Below are 13,539 nucleotides of genomic sequence, written 5' to 3'. Positions count from 1 at the left end.
TCCCAGCGGCCATGCCAATGAACATTCCCCAACGGGTGCGGCGCCCCGCCGCCGTGCTGGCCATGCTGGCGCTGACGGCATCCGTCGCCTGGGCCGATGGCCTGGACAGCCTGCAAAACTTCATTCAGCACACGCGCAGCGGCCGCGCCGACTTCACGCAGACGGTGACCGCGCCCACGCAGGGCGGCAAGCCGGGGCGCGTCAAGACGTCCAGCGGCACGTTCGAGTTTCAGCGCCCGGGCAAATTCCGCTTCGATTATCAAAAGCCCTTCGTGCAGACCATCGTCGCCGACGGCCAGACGCTGTGGCTGTACGACGCCGACCTGAACCAGGTGACCGAGCGCGCGCAGGCCCAGGTGCTGGGCCAGACGCCGGCCGCGCTGATCGCCGAGGCGACCGACCTGAATGCGCTGCAGGCCGACTTCACGCTCAGTGCCGAGCCCGCGCGCGATGGCCTGCAGTGGGTCAAGGCCGTGCCCAAGGCCAGGGACGGGCAACTGCAGCAGGTGCAGGTCGGCTTCGACGGCGCGCAACTGGCGGCGCTGGAAATCCTGGACAGCTTCGGCCAGCGCTCGGTGCTCAAGTTCGGCCCCATGCAGCTCAACCCGCCGCTGCCGGCCAGCACCTTCCAGTTCAAGCCGCCGGCCGGCGCCGACGTGCTCAGGCAGTAAGGCGCGCCTGCCAGGCCACGACCCAGTGCGCCAGCAGGGCCTCCACGCTGCTTTCGTCGGGGTTTGAATCCAGCTCCAGATGCCGCGCCGCCGCGCGCAGGGCGCGTGCCGGCTCGCTCAAGTCCAGCGCCCGCGCGCCGTTTTGCTTGCTGAGCTTTTCGCCGTCGGCCCCCAGCACCAGCGGCGTGTGCAGATAGCGCGGCGTGGGCAGGCCCAGCGCGGCTTGCAGGGCGATCTGGCGCGGCGTGTTGTCTGCCAGGTCTTCGCCTCGCACCACGTCGGTGATGCCTTGCGCGGCGTCGTCCACCACCACCGCCAGTTGGTAGGCCCACAGGCCGTCGGCGCGCTTCAGGACGAAGTCGCCCACCTCGCGCGACAACTGTTGCCGCTGCGCGCCCAGGCGGCGGTCGTGCCAGTGGATGGCGCCGCTTGCTTCATCATTGATAGCTGCTCGCGCTTGATGGGCGGGCGCTACAAGCCATTTTTTTTCAAAACGCTCGGTGTGCAGTCGCCACGCGCGCGCGGCGCGCCCGTGCAGGCCGCCGCGCTCGGGGCGGCAGGTGCCGGGGTAGGGCAGCTCGCGCCCGCGCTGGCGCGTGATGCCGGCGGCGGCCTGCGCTTGCGCGATGTCCTGGCGCGAGCAGGCGCAGGGGTAGGCCAGGCCGCTGTCGATCAGTTGCTCCAGCGCCGTTTGGTACGCCGCCGCGCGGCTGGACTGCCACAGCGGCGGCGCGTCGGGCATGAGGCCGCAGCGCGCCAGTTGCTGCACGATCAGGCGGTCGGCGCCGGGCACGCAACGCGGTGTGTCCACGTCCTCGATGCGCAGCAGCCAGCGCCCGCCGTGGGCGCGCGCATCTAGCCAGCTGGCCAACGCGGCCACCAGCGAACCGGCGTGCAGCGGGCCGGTGGGCGAGGGGGCGAAGCGGCCGATGTAGTGGCCCCGCCCGATTGGTGGCGTCGACGGACAGGACAAGGAAATTTCAATTAATGAAACAGACCGGTGGCTCGTGCGAGCCTTTGGTCAAATAATGAATCGCGAGCCGCCCATCGGTCGCGGATCGTGAAACTATTGCCAACTGGAATGAGGCAGCTGCTTGTGAGACACGTCATGTTGAATCGCTTGGACAGATGGATCGGAAGGGTTGAGCAGGTATTGATGTTCCTTGCCGCTGCCTGCATGTTTGTGATGATGGTTCTGACCACCTTTGACATGCTGTCCAGGAAATTTTTTCACGTATCGATTCCCAGCCTGTTCGAATTCACCGAAGATTATCTGATGGTCGGACTGGTCTTCCTGTCGTTGAGTTATGTATACAAGATCGGCGGACATATCAGAATCGATTTGCTTGAAAAATATATCCCGGAGCTTGGACTCAGGGTGTGGACGATCATTCATAAGATCATGGCGATCGTGTTGTTCTTGTTGATTGCGGTCGAGGGCTGGGATGCCGCTGTCGAGGCACATGAATTCAATACATTGTCCAGCAGCTTGCTGGCCTATCCGATGGCCCCCGCGCTGATGATGGTTCCGATTGGGAGTGGCATGCTTGCATTGCGCATTGCCTTGTCTCTGTTTGTCGCCCAACCGGAGCAGCCGGATGCTGCCGATCTATTCTTCGAATGATCGTTAGTAATGACCATATGAAATTGGCAGGAGACAAATAACCATGATTGGTGTATTGGTGCTGGTACTCATGATTGTGTTCCTGTTTTCGGGAATGCCTGTCGCTTTTGCATTGGGGGTCGCCGGCGCGATCGGAATTTATGTCTATGATGGGATGGATGCCGTTCTCGGTGTCCTCGGCACGGTACCATTTCGCTCGGCCGCCAGCTATACGCTGTCCACGGTGCCGATGTTCATATTGATGGCGCAATTCATATCGGTATCAGGCACTGTTGATGATGTCTTCACTGCAGCGCAACGGTGGCTGGAGCGATTGCCAGGCGGGCTTGCGGTGACGACGATTTTTGCATCGGCCGGGATGGCCGCTATGTCGGGCTCGAGCACGGCTTCCGCTGCGACTCTATCGACGATGGCAGTTCCTCAGATGGTCAAGCGAGGATATTCGGAAAGCTTAGCGACCGGTGTCGTGACTGTTGCCGGTACGCTTGCCATCATGATTCCTCCGAGTATCGCATTCGTATTGTATGGGATCATCACGGAGACTTCAATCGGCAAGCTGCTGATTGCTGGCATCATCCCGGGAATATTGACGGCGACAATGTATACCGCTGCCGTGATCGTCTGGAGCAAGGTGCGACCGCACAGTATGCCCCGCTCAAGCAGCGTTTACAGTTGGAAGGAACGATTCAGCTCCCTAAATCGACTTTGGCCGTTCATGATCTTGGCGACGCTGGTCGTGGGTTCAATGTATGCGGGATTCGCGACCCCAACGGAGGCAGCGGCGGTCGGCGCGTTTGGTGCGTTCGTCATTCCACTCGTCATGCGGCGACTGACACTCCGAACATTCAAGAGTGCCGCTCTCAAGACGATCGAGTCAACCGCGATGATCTTCGCAATCATCATCGGTGCAATGATTTTTGGCTATTTCCTGACAGTGACTCAATCCACGCAGAGTCTAATCCAGTATATCGGGGATCTTTCATACAACCGATGGGTCATCATGATGCTCATCATTCTGCTTTATTTGGTGCTGGGGTGCATTATGGATCAGGTGGCCATCATTCTGGTGACCCTGCCCTTGACCTTTCCACTGGTGACGAGTCTTGGTTTTGATCCGATCTGGTTTGGTGTGATCTGCACCAAGACCGCAGAAATCGGCATGGCCACACCGCCGGTGGGGATCAATGCCTATGTCGTGAGCGCGACATCAAAGGTTCCGCTCGATCAGGTGTTCCGCGGGGCTGGGCCGCTCATCGTCGTAGATCTGATATCCCTGGCGATCCTGCTGGCCTTTCCCGCCCTGTCCACTTGGCTTCCATCCACCATGATCGCATGAAGGACGCGTTCCATGTCAAATTCTAAGAGTCCGCAGTCAGCTCCCGATGAAAGCGCGACGTTCAACGCACCACTGCAAGGACTGAGGGTGGTCGATCTCAGCCATGTACAGGCGGGCCCGATCTGCGCCATGATGTTGGCCGATATGGGCGCCGAGGTCGTCAAGATCGAATCCTTGGAAGGGGATATGTATCGTGAACCGATCGCGGGCTCGTTCTACCAGAACTTCAATCGGAACAAGAGGTCGATCGTGCTGGACCTGAAGACGGAAGAAGGAAAGGACGTCGCTCTGGGCTTGGTCAAGGGTGCCGACGTATTCATAGAGAACTTCATTCCCGGCGCGGTTGAGCGTCTTGGCCTGGGCTACGAAGTCCTCCGTGCGCTCAATCCTGCACTCGTTTATGGGTCGATTTCGGGTTTCGGCCAGGACGGGCCATGGGTCAACCGAGCTGCGTTTGATCCGGCCATTCAGGCTCTGTCCGGCCTCATGGATGCCACGGGCGAACCTGGGCGACCGCCGGTGCGCACGCGCGCGGCAATGATTGACTACTGCGCCGGTACCACCATGGCATTTGCCATTGTTGCTGCACTGTTCCGGCGCGCGCGCACTGGCGTCGGAGACTACCTCGACGTGGCATTGATGGACGTCGGCATGTATGCCATGAGTCCCTACATGACGTTCTACAAGCTGAGGGGCGTGACTTTGCCCCGCACGGGTTCAGCGCACCCGGCAACGGCTCCGAACCAGGGGTTTCGGGTGCGAGATGGCTATCTCTACATCGCTGCCACGAGTGACCGCATGTGGCGTGATCTGTGCAAGGTTCTGGGGGTTCCGGAGCTTGCACAGGATCCGCGGTTTGCCACGCGCAGTGGCCGGATGAAGAACGCCCGTACTCTCATTGATGCCGTGAGTCCGGTCATAGAAAAGCGCGATGGATCGGAGCTCGAGGCCCAATTGCTGGCGGTCGGGATTCCGTGCGGCAAAGTGCGGACCGTGGCGGAGGTATTTGACGATCCTTACGTCGTATCGCGGGGGATGCTGGAGCCGACACGCGGCTGGATTGGCGAGGACGTGCAGTCCATGAAGACTCCAATCCGACTGTCGGGGATGTCGTCACCGCTGCGCCGGCCGGCGCCCGCACTGGGGGAACATTCGGTTGAGGTCCTGCGGGAGTTGGGGTACTCGGCTTCCCAGATCGACCGGTTGCTGGCGACCCAGGTCGTCGCTCAGTCGTGAGTGCAACGACCGTGAAGGATTGATGTCGAGGATGAAGCCATGTATGTGACCCTGAACTACACGATCGAGGATTCGATCGCTGTCGTCGAGTTGAACCGCCCACACCGGCTCAATGCGATTGACCCGGACATGCGCCGCGAACTGCCGGACGCACTTCGACAGGCCAACGAGGCTGCCGAAGTTCGCGCGATCATGATCACCGGGGCGGGTAAGGGTTTCTGCGCGGGGGCCGATCTGGGTGGAAAGCCTCCGGAGAATGCGTCCGCGGGAGACGCGCTGCAGCTCGTGGGCGGGTTCATTGAAGTTTTCAGTGCGATCGACAAGCCGATGGTGGCGGCGGTAAACGGTGCGGCTGCCGGCGTCGGTCTGTCGATCGCCCTAGCGTGTGACATCCGAGTAGCCTCCACAGCATCAAAATACAGTGCGATCTGGGTGCGTCGCGGACTGGTCGCCGACGGCGGGGCCAGTCTGCTGCTGCCGACGGTGATCGGAATGGAGCGCGCGTTGGAACTGACACTCACGGGCAAGATGATCTCGGCAGCAGACGCGAAAGAGTATGGTTTGGTGTCGCGCGTGGTCGAACCGGAAGAACTGGTTCCGGCGGCGATGGATTTGTGCCGCGAGATCGCGACGCAGCCACCGATTGCGGTCGCCTTGGTGAAGCGCATCATGCTGGAGCGGCTGCGGCGGGATTTTCGTGAAAGTCTGCTGCTGGAGACGTACGCGCAACATGTCTGCCGTGGGACCGAGGATCACAAAGAAGCGGTCTGTGCTTTCGTGGAGAAGCGCGATGCGGAGTTCGTGGGTCGCTGATGCGCGGGAGACGAGTCGGCCCGCGCATCAATGACTGACAGGTCTTGATTCGAGTTTCAATAATCGAAATTTGATGCTGGTGATGGTGCTGACGCTGATCAATAATCAATCGATCACTGCAGTCGAGAAGAAGAGATTATTGCCAATTTTCGTCTGGGCTGGGTCGATGAATCGAAAGAGAACCCGGTATATTTTATTTTCATCCGATTTCTGACAGGAGACATCATGAGCAGATCATTGACAACAACTAGGATGCTTGCTTCCACAGTGATTGTGACATCAGCGTTAATGACCGGTGTGAGCGTGCAAGCGGCGGATACAATCAAGCTGAAGTACGCAAACTCCTACCCCACCGGCCACCCCTCAGATCTGAGAGCCAAGGAGTTCATCGCGGAAGTGGAGAAATTATCGGGCCACAAGATCGAGATTTCCTATTTTCCAGCGGAGCAACTCGGAAAGGCAAAGGATATGCTTTCTGTGTGTGGCAAGGGAATCGCCGATATTTGTGACATTCATGTCACATATTTTGCCGGCCAATTGCCTTACAACAATACCATCGTTCTCCCGTTGTGGACCACTGCAGTGGAGGGTTCGGCAATCTATCAGTGGATGCTGGAGTCCGTTCCCGATGTTCGTGGGGAATTCGACAAGTTCAACGTCATTCCGCTTTACGGCAGTACGACGCCGAGCTACAACGTCGCTACCGTAGAAAAGCCGGTGCGTAGTCTTGAGGATCTCAAGGGTCTGAAATTGAAGACCGCCGGTGGACTGTATGACACCATCGCCAAGCATTATGGCATCACGCCAGTGTCAATTCCGGCTGCGGAAACTTATGAAGCACTGCAGCGCGGTCTGGTGTCGGGTGTCATATTCAATTACCCGAGCATCCGGTCATATCGCCTCAATGACATCGTCAAATACATAACTGATGGCATGCGTGCTGGCGGCTATCCAGGAGCCGTCATTATGAACAAGAGGGCATGGCAGAAATTACCGAAGGAATCGCAGCAGGTGATCGCCGAGGCAGCGAGGAAGATGTCGGCAGTGGTTGGCCAGAGCTGGGACAGCCAGCAGGATGTGGTGCGCGAAGAGTTTCGAAAGCAAGGGATCGAGATCTATGAACTGACGCCCGAGCAGAAAGTCACTTGGGTGAAAGAGCTGAGCGGCTTGCCTGAGCAGTACATCAAGGAGATCGAGTCTCGGGGCTTTGGAAAAATCCGGGGTGTCGTCGATGCCTACAAGAAGAAGGCAGCCGAGGTGACTGGTCAATAATTCCCCTTCGGCGATGCTCAAGCCTCTGACCGATGACGCGATTGCCGGATTCGATGTGGCTTTGGATATCCGCCGATTGCGTCTGTACCTGTTGCATCCCGGACGATTGCATAGATGAAAACCGCTACCCGCTGTTCATGGCCCGAGCCGTATTGCGGGAGTTGATAGAGTCCTTGCAAGCCACCGGGAGTGCCACGCCATGCTGATAGCCCTGCACAAGAACGCCCGCACGACACCGGCCGTGCGCGCCGAGATCGCGGCCAGCCACGAGACCGCCGCTGTCCTGGCCCAGCGCTTTGGCATCACCGAGCAAACGGTCTACAAGTGGAAGAAGCGCCAGGTCTTTGGGGATCGCTCGCACACGGCCCATCGCCTGCAGACGGTGCTCACGCCGGCGCAAGAGAGCGTGGTGGTGCACCTGCGGCGCACCTTGCTGCTGCCCCTGGATGACCTGCTGGCTGTCACGCGGGAGTTCATTTGCCCCCATGTCTCGCGCTCAGGCCTGGATCGGTGCCTGCGCCGCCATGGCGCGGGCAACCTCAATGCCCTCAAGCCCCAGGAGCCTACCGTGGCCCACAAGGCCTTCAAGAGCTACGAGCCGGGCTATGTGCACATGGATGTGAAGTACCTGCCCCAGATGCAGGATGAGAGCAGTCGGCGCTACCTGTTCGTGGCCATCGACCGGGCCACGCGCTGGGTGTACGTGGCCCTCAAGGCCAACAAGACCGCCGCCAGTGCACAGTCCTTCCTGAAGGCACTGCACAAGGCCTGCCCGATCAAGATCCACAAGCTGCTGACCGACAACGGCAAGGAGTTCACCGATCGCCTGTTTGCCAGCCGCGAGCGCCAGCCCAGCGGCAACCACGAGTTCGATCAGTTGTGCGACGAGTTGGGGATCGAACACCGCCTGACCAAGCCCAGAACGCCCAGGACCAATGGCATGGTGGAGAGGTTCAACGGTCGCATTGCCGACGTGCTCAAGACGCACAGGTTCAACAGCCGCGAGGACATGGAGCAGACCTTGCTGCGTTATGTGGCCCTGTACAACCACCAACTGCCGCAGTCAGCGCTGGGCAGCAAGACGCCTATGCAGACCATGAAGCAGTGGTATCAGGAGAGCCCGCATCTGTTTCACAAGCGACCTTATGATCGTCCGGGATGCGACATGTACCGGAGGTCGGTGTGACTGATTTATCTGAGGAACCTTATGTCAACGTGAGCAGGGACGAACACGTCGCGATCGTTGAGATTCAGCGTCCACCTTACAATTTCTTCAGCGTGCCGATGGTCGCTGGGATTGCCGATGCGTTCGAGACTTTGGAGGCTGATCCCGATTGTCGTGCGATTGTGCTGTGCGCGCGGGGCAAAGCTTTTTGCGCTGGTGCTGATCTGTCCAATCGCGACCGTCGCACCGGCCAGAGTGGGCCGCGTGCAGTGAATCCAATCTACGACGAAGCGCTCCGGTTGTTTTCCTGTACCAAACCAAGCATCGGTGCCATTCATGGCCCGGCGATCGGGGGGGGGTTGGGGCTTGCACTGGCAACGGATTTTCGTGTCACGTGCACCGAGGCGCGCTTTTCAGCCAATTTCAACCGGCTTGGATTTCATCCCGGTTTTGGCCTGTCCGCCACATTGCCCAACTTGATTGGTACTCAGCAGGCCGCCATGATGTTCTATACAGGGCGTCGCATTGATGGTCAGGAGGCCGTCAGGATCGGATTGGCAGACATGCTCGTGCCGCAAGCCGATGTGCGTGCCGAAGCTGTTGCGCTGGCGCGAGGGATTGCTATTTCCTCGCCGCTCGCGGTTCAATCTACCCGCACAACGCTGCGGATGGGATTGGTGGACCAGGTGCGTCTTGCCGTGGCCCGAGAGAGCCTGGAACAGAATCGGCATTTCAATACCGAAGACTTCAAGGAAGGCGTCAAGGCAATGGCAGAGCGCAGGCTGCCGCAGTTCGTCGGCAGGTGACCTGCGGCGCAGTCTTGATGGCCAATTGACGCCCAAGTGTTGCTGCGTGCGGCGGGGCTTCCGGTCCTTTACGTCGGATCGTTGAGTCCGGACTCATGGTCCAACAGAGTTTCCTGCCAAGAGCGGGCGATGTCGTCTGCCAGCCGGGTCAGTAGCTGGCCGTACTCGCGCGTCTGGTGGTCTGCGTCGCGTTCCGCCTGGGGACTGAAGCTGATGTTGATGCTGTAGATAGAATCATCCAAGCCCGAAACTGCCCTTGAAATGGCGATGAGGCCAGAGTGCCAGTTCGCCACACAATAGCCATGGGTACGAAGTTGCGCCCTGGATTTGGCAATTCGGTCCAATATGAATTCGACATGGCCAGCCTGTCGTGCTGCGATCGTTTTAATGAGATCGGTCCTCGTGGCTTCGTCGACGGCGTTAAGGTAGCTGAGCCCCAGGGAGAGTGTCTCGACGGGTCGGCGCGAGCCCGGCGTGACTTGTCGGAAAAACCCTCCTTTTTCTCCCCGGATGGAGGCAAGATAGACGATGTCGCTCAGATCTGCCGACGCCAACCCGACGTTCACATTGGCAGTTTCCGCCAAAGACTCCATGATAGGAGTCGCGATCTTGACAATCTCAGAACTTTCGTTGTAGATCAGTGCGAGGTTAAGATATATGGGCGAGAGGCGATAGGCCTTGCGCTTAAAGTCGAACAGGAGAAATCCGGCCTCGACGAGAGAGTGGGTCAGGCGGCTGATCGTTGGTTTGGGGAGCCCGGAGCGTTCAGCAAGATCGGTGTTGCTCAGTGTCGAGCCGCCTTGCCGAAAGGCCCGCAGGATGGAGAGTCCACGGTTGAGAGTTCGACTGCCGGGAGTTTTTCTCGAGAATGTAGCCATCTGACGATGCGGCCTGATCAGGTGTTTTTCCGTCCCGTGGGCTCCGCATGACGGCTAGGTGAGGCTGGAGGCCCGCATTCCTCGGCGAGCGTGTCTGAATTGTCGGTGCAGAGTATGCATGATGGAGCAGCCGGTGCCGTAGCAGTGGGTGGTGATGGAGACATGGCGTAGGAATTAAAGGCGGGCACGCGTGCCTCACGTATTTTGCCCCCCAAGCGTGCGAGCCGGGTGAAGTTATATCCGCTCCTGCAGCAGCTACGCGGGGGCGGGGAGCTGGTGCCGAAGTGTCAAGAGTTCAACGGACGTCTCTTGACGGATCCGGCGTATGGACCACCGGTGATCACGGCCAGCGCCAACTCCAGCCCCGAGACAAAGGCGTCTTCGACGCGCTGGCCCAGGCACCAGTCGCCGCACAGGCCCAGGCCCAGCGCCGCGTCCCACACGAAGGGCTGGCCCAGCGGCGCCAGCGTGCGCGCGTGCGGCCACAGGCGCGCCTGGGCGTGGCCGGGGGTGGCGCGAATGCCGGTGATTTCGGCAAAGGCCTTGAGCAGCTTGGCGCCGGCGCGCTCGGCGTCGTCCTGCACGTGCTCGCGCGACCAGTCGCTGCTGGCCTGCACCGTCCAGCGCTCGATGCCGCCGCGCTGCGGCTTGGAGCTTTCGCGCGCCAGCCAGGCGATGCGATGGTGCGTGCTGCGTGCGGCGTTCCACTGCGGGCCCAGGGTGTACAGGCCGGGCTGCGCCGCTTGCGGAAAGGCCAGCATCAGCGTCCAGCACGGCGCCATCTCGACGCGCGCCAGCAGGGTCGCCAGCGCGCCCGCCTGCTCCGATTGAAAGAGCAGGTTGCGCGCCCGCGGCGCGGGCAGGGCGCTGATCACCACGTCGGCCGGCAGCGGCGCCGCGCCCTCGTCGACGTGCAGGTGCCAGCCCGCGCCCGCGCGCTGCAGGCGCTGCACGCGGGTGTTCAGGCGCAGGCGGCCGGCCTGCGCCAGCGGCTCGGCCCAGTGCCGGGGCAGGGCAGCCATGGCGGGGGCGGCCACCCAGTGCGCCTCGGTGGGCGCCGGCGCGGCCTCGATCTGGCGGCCGTGCTCGTCCAGCACGCGCACGGCGCTGGCGCTCCAGCGGCGCGCCAGTTGCGGGGCGGTGGTCTCCAGCGCCTGCGCCAGCCGCGCGTCGCGCACGGTGAAGTACTGCGCGCCGCAGTCGAAGCCGCCAAAGGGCGAATCGCAGGTGGCCATGCGCCCGCCCGGCGTGCCCGATCCTTCCAGCAGCGTCACGTCGTGCCCCGCCTGCGCCAGCGTGCGGGCGCAGGCCAGGCCGGCGATGCCGGCGCCGATGACGGCGATGCGTTGGGGGTGGGCGGGCGGGGGGCGGTGGCGGCTCATGCGCTCACTCTACACGTTCGCCGGCGCCTGCAGCAGCGCGCGTCGGGTGATGGGGCGCTCCAGCCGCTCCAGCCACCACGACAGCGCCTGGCCCGGCTGCGTGCGCGCCGGCCAGGCGTAGTGCAGCGTGGCCGTGCGCGTGCTGCGCTCCAGCCGCCGCTCGACCAGCTGGCCGCCGGCCAGCCAGGGGCGCGCCAGCGGCTCGGGCAAAAAGCCCACGCCCAGCCCGCGCAGGTGCGCCGCCAGCTTGGCCTGCAGGCTGGCGACGGTGAGCGTCGCCTGCCCCGCCAGCAGGCCGAAGGACAGCGTGGCGCTGCCCGGCGCCGAGTCGGCCACCACCACGGCCCGGTGCTGCAGCAGCACGCTGTCCGACAGCGGCTCGGGCACGCTTGCCAGCGGATGCGTGGGCGCGATGGCGTAGACGAAGCGCACGTGGCCCAGCGGCCGGGCGCGCAGGTTGGCGGCGTTGGCGGGCTCCAGCATCACGCCCAGCGCCAGGTCGGCCTGGCCGGATGTCAGCGCCGCCAGCGTGCCGCTCAGGACCTCGTCGCGCAGGCGCAGGCGGGTGGGCGGGTCGAGCGCGAAGAAGTCCTGGCACAACTCCATCAGCGCGGCGGGCGCGATCACGCCGTCGACGGCGATGGTGAGCGAAGGCTCCCAGCCGGTGGCCACGCGCTGGACGCGCCGCACCACGGCGTCCACGTCCTGCTTCAGGCGCGCGCCCTGGGCCAGCAACTCGACGCCAGCGGGCGTGGCGCGCGCCTGGCGGCTGCTGCGGTCGAACAGCAGCACGTCCAGCGCGTCCTCGATCTGGCGCACGCGGTAGGTCAGCGCGCTGGGCACCAGGCCCAGCTCGCGCGCGGCGCCGGCAAAGCTGCCGGCGCGGCCGATGGCGTCCAGCAGGCGAAAGGCCTCGGGCGTGAGCAGGTCGGCGGGGTCGGGCAATCGCGCTCCGTTCATTCAATATTTTTGAATGATGCCATCAAACGCCCACGCTCGAAAGGGTCTTGTCCGCCCTTAAATTCGAGTCATTGAAAGGAGTTGACCATGATCAACATTCGCACCTCCAACGAACGCGGCCTGGCCGACCACGGCTGGCTGAAGTCGCGCCACAGCTTTTCGTTTGCCGACTATCACGACCCCGCCCACATGGGCTGGGGCAATCTGCGCGTCATCAACGAAGACCGCATCGCGCCCGGCACCGGCTTTGGCACGCACGGCCACCGCGACATGGAAATCATCAGCTACGTGCTGGAAGGCGAGCTGGCGCACCAGGACAGCATGGGCAACGTGGTCGGCATTCCGCCCGGCGACGTGCAGCGCATGAGCGCCGGCCGCGGCGTGATGCACAGCGAGTTCAATCATGCGGAGGGCCAGACCACGCACTTCCTGCAGATCTGGATCGAGCCCAAGGTGCGCGGCATCGCGCCCAGCTACGAGCAAAAAAGCGTGCCGGCGGCGGACAAGCGCGGGCGCCTGCGTCTGATCGCGGCCGACCAGCCCGACGCCGGCGCCGTGACGATCCACGCCGACGCCCGCGTGTACGCCGGCCTCATCGACGGCGCTGAATCGGCGCAGCTGGCCATCGACCCAGCGCGCAAGGCCTACGTGCACGTGGTGCGCGGCGCCGTGCACGTCAACGGCCGACCGCTGTCCGCCGGTGACGCGGCGCTGCTGGCCGACGAGCCCTTCATCGCGCTCGACCACGGCCGGGATGCCGAGGTGCTGGTGTTCGACCTGGCGGCCTGAATTTATAGAAAACAAGGCTGAAGCCGGCGCCAATCAAGCGCAAGCAGCTATCGAATTGATACTTGACTCCCCTTCACCCCAACCCAAGGAAAGCACCCCATGAACGCTCTGCAAAACCCCCTCGCCCTGCTGATCGCCGTCCTGTTCATCCCCGCCGGCATCGGCAAGATCACCGGCTTTGCCGGCACCGTGGGCTACATCGCGTCCAAGGGCGTGCCGCTGCCCGAGGTGGCGGCGGTGATCGCCATCGGGGTCGAGGTCGGCGCGGCGGCGGCCCTGCTGATCGGCTTCAAGGCGCGCTGGGCGGCGCTGGCGCTGGCGCTGTTCACGCTCGCCGCCGCCGTGATCTTCCACAACTACTGGGCGCTGCCCGAGGCCCAGCAGATGGTGCAGCAGCTGATGTTCACCAAGAACCTGGGCATCGTCGGCGGCCTGCTGGCCTTCGCGGCCTTCGGCGCCGGGGCGATCGGCCTGGACGCGCGGCGCGGCGCGGTGCCGGCGCGCGCGGCGACGGCCGCGTAAGGCCCGGCGCCTGGGGTTGCCGGCGCCGCCCGCGCCGTGCAACCCGCATGCCGATCGCCGGTGCCGGGGGCGACTTGCCCGACAA

Annotated in this window: 14 protein-coding genes; 10 read left to right on the top strand and 4 right to left on the bottom strand. The window is 62.8% G+C overall.

Annotation, left to right across the window (positions count from 1 at the left end):
* Positions 1-62 precede the first annotated feature (62 nt).
* Positions 63-671 carry an outer membrane lipoprotein chaperone LolA gene (gene lolA, locus ACWHMB_RS14425; RefSeq protein ID WP_377484145.1) on the top strand — a complete coding sequence of 203 codons (609 nt, stop codon included), beginning with the start codon at positions 63-65 and terminating at the stop codon, positions 669-671.
* Here the strand turns inward: lolA and gluQRS are convergent.
* Entirely contained in the window at positions 661-1,644 is a 984-nt protein-coding gene (gene gluQRS / locus ACWHMB_RS14420; RefSeq protein WP_377483857.1) for a tRNA glutamyl-Q(34) synthetase GluQRS, read from the bottom strand. The genes lolA and gluQRS overlap by 11 nt on opposite strands.
* A 147-nt stretch (positions 1,645-1,791) precedes the next feature.
* Between gluQRS and ACWHMB_RS14415 the strand changes: the two genes are divergently transcribed.
* From ACWHMB_RS14415 to ACWHMB_RS14385, 7 genes are all read left to right on the top strand, one after another.
* Positions 1,792-2,295: a TRAP transporter small permease gene (locus tag ACWHMB_RS14415; protein ID WP_447648570.1), complete on the top strand. Its 504-nt coding sequence runs from the start codon at positions 1,792-1,794 to the stop codon at positions 2,293-2,295.
* A 43-nt stretch (positions 2,296-2,338) separates the two neighbouring features.
* A complete protein-coding gene (locus ACWHMB_RS14410; protein ID WP_377483851.1) occupies positions 2,339-3,631 on the top strand; it encodes a TRAP transporter large permease in 1,293 nt (430 codons plus the stop codon).
* A gap of 12 nt (positions 3,632-3,643) precedes the next feature.
* Entirely contained in the window at positions 3,644-4,867 is a 1,224-nt protein-coding gene (locus tag ACWHMB_RS14405) for a CaiB/BaiF CoA transferase family protein (RefSeq protein ID WP_377483849.1), read from the top strand.
* 39 nt (positions 4,868-4,906) lie between these two features.
* A complete protein-coding gene (locus ACWHMB_RS14400) occupies positions 4,907-5,680 on the top strand; it encodes an enoyl-CoA hydratase/isomerase family protein (RefSeq protein ID WP_377483847.1) in 774 nt (257 codons plus the stop codon).
* 225 nt (positions 5,681-5,905) lie between these two features.
* Positions 5,906-6,952 carry a TRAP transporter substrate-binding protein gene (locus ACWHMB_RS14395; protein WP_377483845.1) on the top strand — a complete coding sequence of 349 codons (1,047 nt, stop codon included), beginning with the start codon at positions 5,906-5,908 and terminating at the stop codon, positions 6,950-6,952.
* Between the two features lie 199 nt (positions 6,953-7,151).
* Positions 7,152-8,138: an IS481 family transposase gene (locus ACWHMB_RS14390; RefSeq protein ID WP_377542668.1), complete on the top strand. Its 987-nt coding sequence runs from the start codon at positions 7,152-7,154 to the stop codon at positions 8,136-8,138.
* Positions 8,135-8,923: an enoyl-CoA hydratase/isomerase family protein gene (locus ACWHMB_RS14385; protein ID WP_377484747.1), complete on the top strand. Its 789-nt coding sequence runs from the start codon at positions 8,135-8,137 to the stop codon at positions 8,921-8,923. Before ACWHMB_RS14390 ends, ACWHMB_RS14385 begins: the two co-directional genes overlap by 4 nt.
* Positions 8,924-8,991: 68 nt before the next feature.
* Here ACWHMB_RS14385 and ACWHMB_RS14380 read toward each other — a convergent pair whose 3' ends face one another.
* The 3 genes from ACWHMB_RS14380 to ACWHMB_RS14370 all read right to left on the bottom strand — a co-directional run bounded on the left by ACWHMB_RS14380 (position 8,992) and on the right by ACWHMB_RS14370 (position 12,143).
* Complete coding sequence (locus tag ACWHMB_RS14380; protein WP_377484745.1) at positions 8,992-9,801, bottom strand: IclR family transcriptional regulator; 810 nt, start codon at positions 9,799-9,801, stop codon at positions 8,992-8,994.
* A gap of 287 nt (positions 9,802-10,088) precedes the next feature.
* A complete protein-coding gene (locus ACWHMB_RS14375) occupies positions 10,089-11,183 on the bottom strand; it encodes an NAD(P)/FAD-dependent oxidoreductase (RefSeq protein ID WP_377484743.1) in 1,095 nt (364 codons plus the stop codon).
* A gap of 9 nt (positions 11,184-11,192) precedes the next feature.
* Positions 11,193-12,143, bottom strand: a complete 951-nt coding sequence (locus ACWHMB_RS14370; RefSeq protein WP_377484741.1) for a LysR family transcriptional regulator — start codon at positions 12,141-12,143, stop codon at positions 11,193-11,195.
* 87 nt (positions 12,144-12,230) lie between these two features.
* Here ACWHMB_RS14370 and ACWHMB_RS14365 point away from each other — a divergent pair, with 87 nt between their 5' ends.
* Complete coding sequence (locus ACWHMB_RS14365; RefSeq protein WP_377484739.1) at positions 12,231-12,932, top strand: pirin family protein; 702 nt, start codon at positions 12,231-12,233, stop codon at positions 12,930-12,932.
* Between the two features lie 99 nt (positions 12,933-13,031).
* A complete protein-coding gene (locus ACWHMB_RS14360; protein WP_377484737.1) occupies positions 13,032-13,454 on the top strand; it encodes a DoxX family protein in 423 nt (140 codons plus the stop codon).
* The last annotated feature ends 85 nt before the right edge of the window (positions 13,455-13,539 follow it).

This window comes from Ottowia pentelensis (genome assembly GCF_964341695.1).
This window is presented reverse-complemented; position numbering and strand designations above follow the sequence as displayed.

Excerpts from the sequence above, each read along its gene's own strand:
- lolA (WP_377484145.1), top strand. The coding sequence starts at position 63 with ATGCTGGCGCTGACGGCATCCGTCGCCTGGGCCGATGGCCTGGACAGC.
- ACWHMB_RS14410 (WP_377483851.1), top strand. The coding sequence starts at position 2,339 with ATGATTGGTGTATTGGTGCTGGTACTCATGATTGTGTTCCTGTTTTCG.
- ACWHMB_RS14405 (WP_377483849.1), top strand. The coding sequence starts at position 3,644 with ATGTCAAATTCTAAGAGTCCGCAGTCAGCTCCCGATGAAAGCGCGACG.
- ACWHMB_RS14400 (WP_377483847.1), top strand. The coding sequence starts at position 4,907 with ATGTATGTGACCCTGAACTACACGATCGAGGATTCGATCGCTGTCGTC.
- ACWHMB_RS14395 (WP_377483845.1), top strand. The coding sequence starts at position 5,906 with ATGAGCAGATCATTGACAACAACTAGGATGCTTGCTTCCACAGTGATT.
- ACWHMB_RS14390 (WP_377542668.1), top strand. The coding sequence starts at position 7,152 with ATGCTGATAGCCCTGCACAAGAACGCCCGCACGACACCGGCCGTGCGC.
- ACWHMB_RS14380 (WP_377484745.1), bottom strand. The coding sequence starts at position 9,801 with ATGGCTACATTCTCGAGAAAAACTCCCGGCAGTCGAACTCTCAACCGT.
- ACWHMB_RS14375 (WP_377484743.1), bottom strand. The coding sequence starts at position 11,183 with ATGAGCCGCCACCGCCCCCCGCCCGCCCACCCCCAACGCATCGCCGTC.
- ACWHMB_RS14370 (WP_377484741.1), bottom strand. The coding sequence starts at position 12,143 with ATGAACGGAGCGCGATTGCCCGACCCCGCCGACCTGCTCACGCCCGAG.
- ACWHMB_RS14365 (WP_377484739.1), top strand. The coding sequence starts at position 12,231 with ATGATCAACATTCGCACCTCCAACGAACGCGGCCTGGCCGACCACGGC.
- ACWHMB_RS14360 (WP_377484737.1), top strand. The coding sequence starts at position 13,032 with ATGAACGCTCTGCAAAACCCCCTCGCCCTGCTGATCGCCGTCCTGTTC.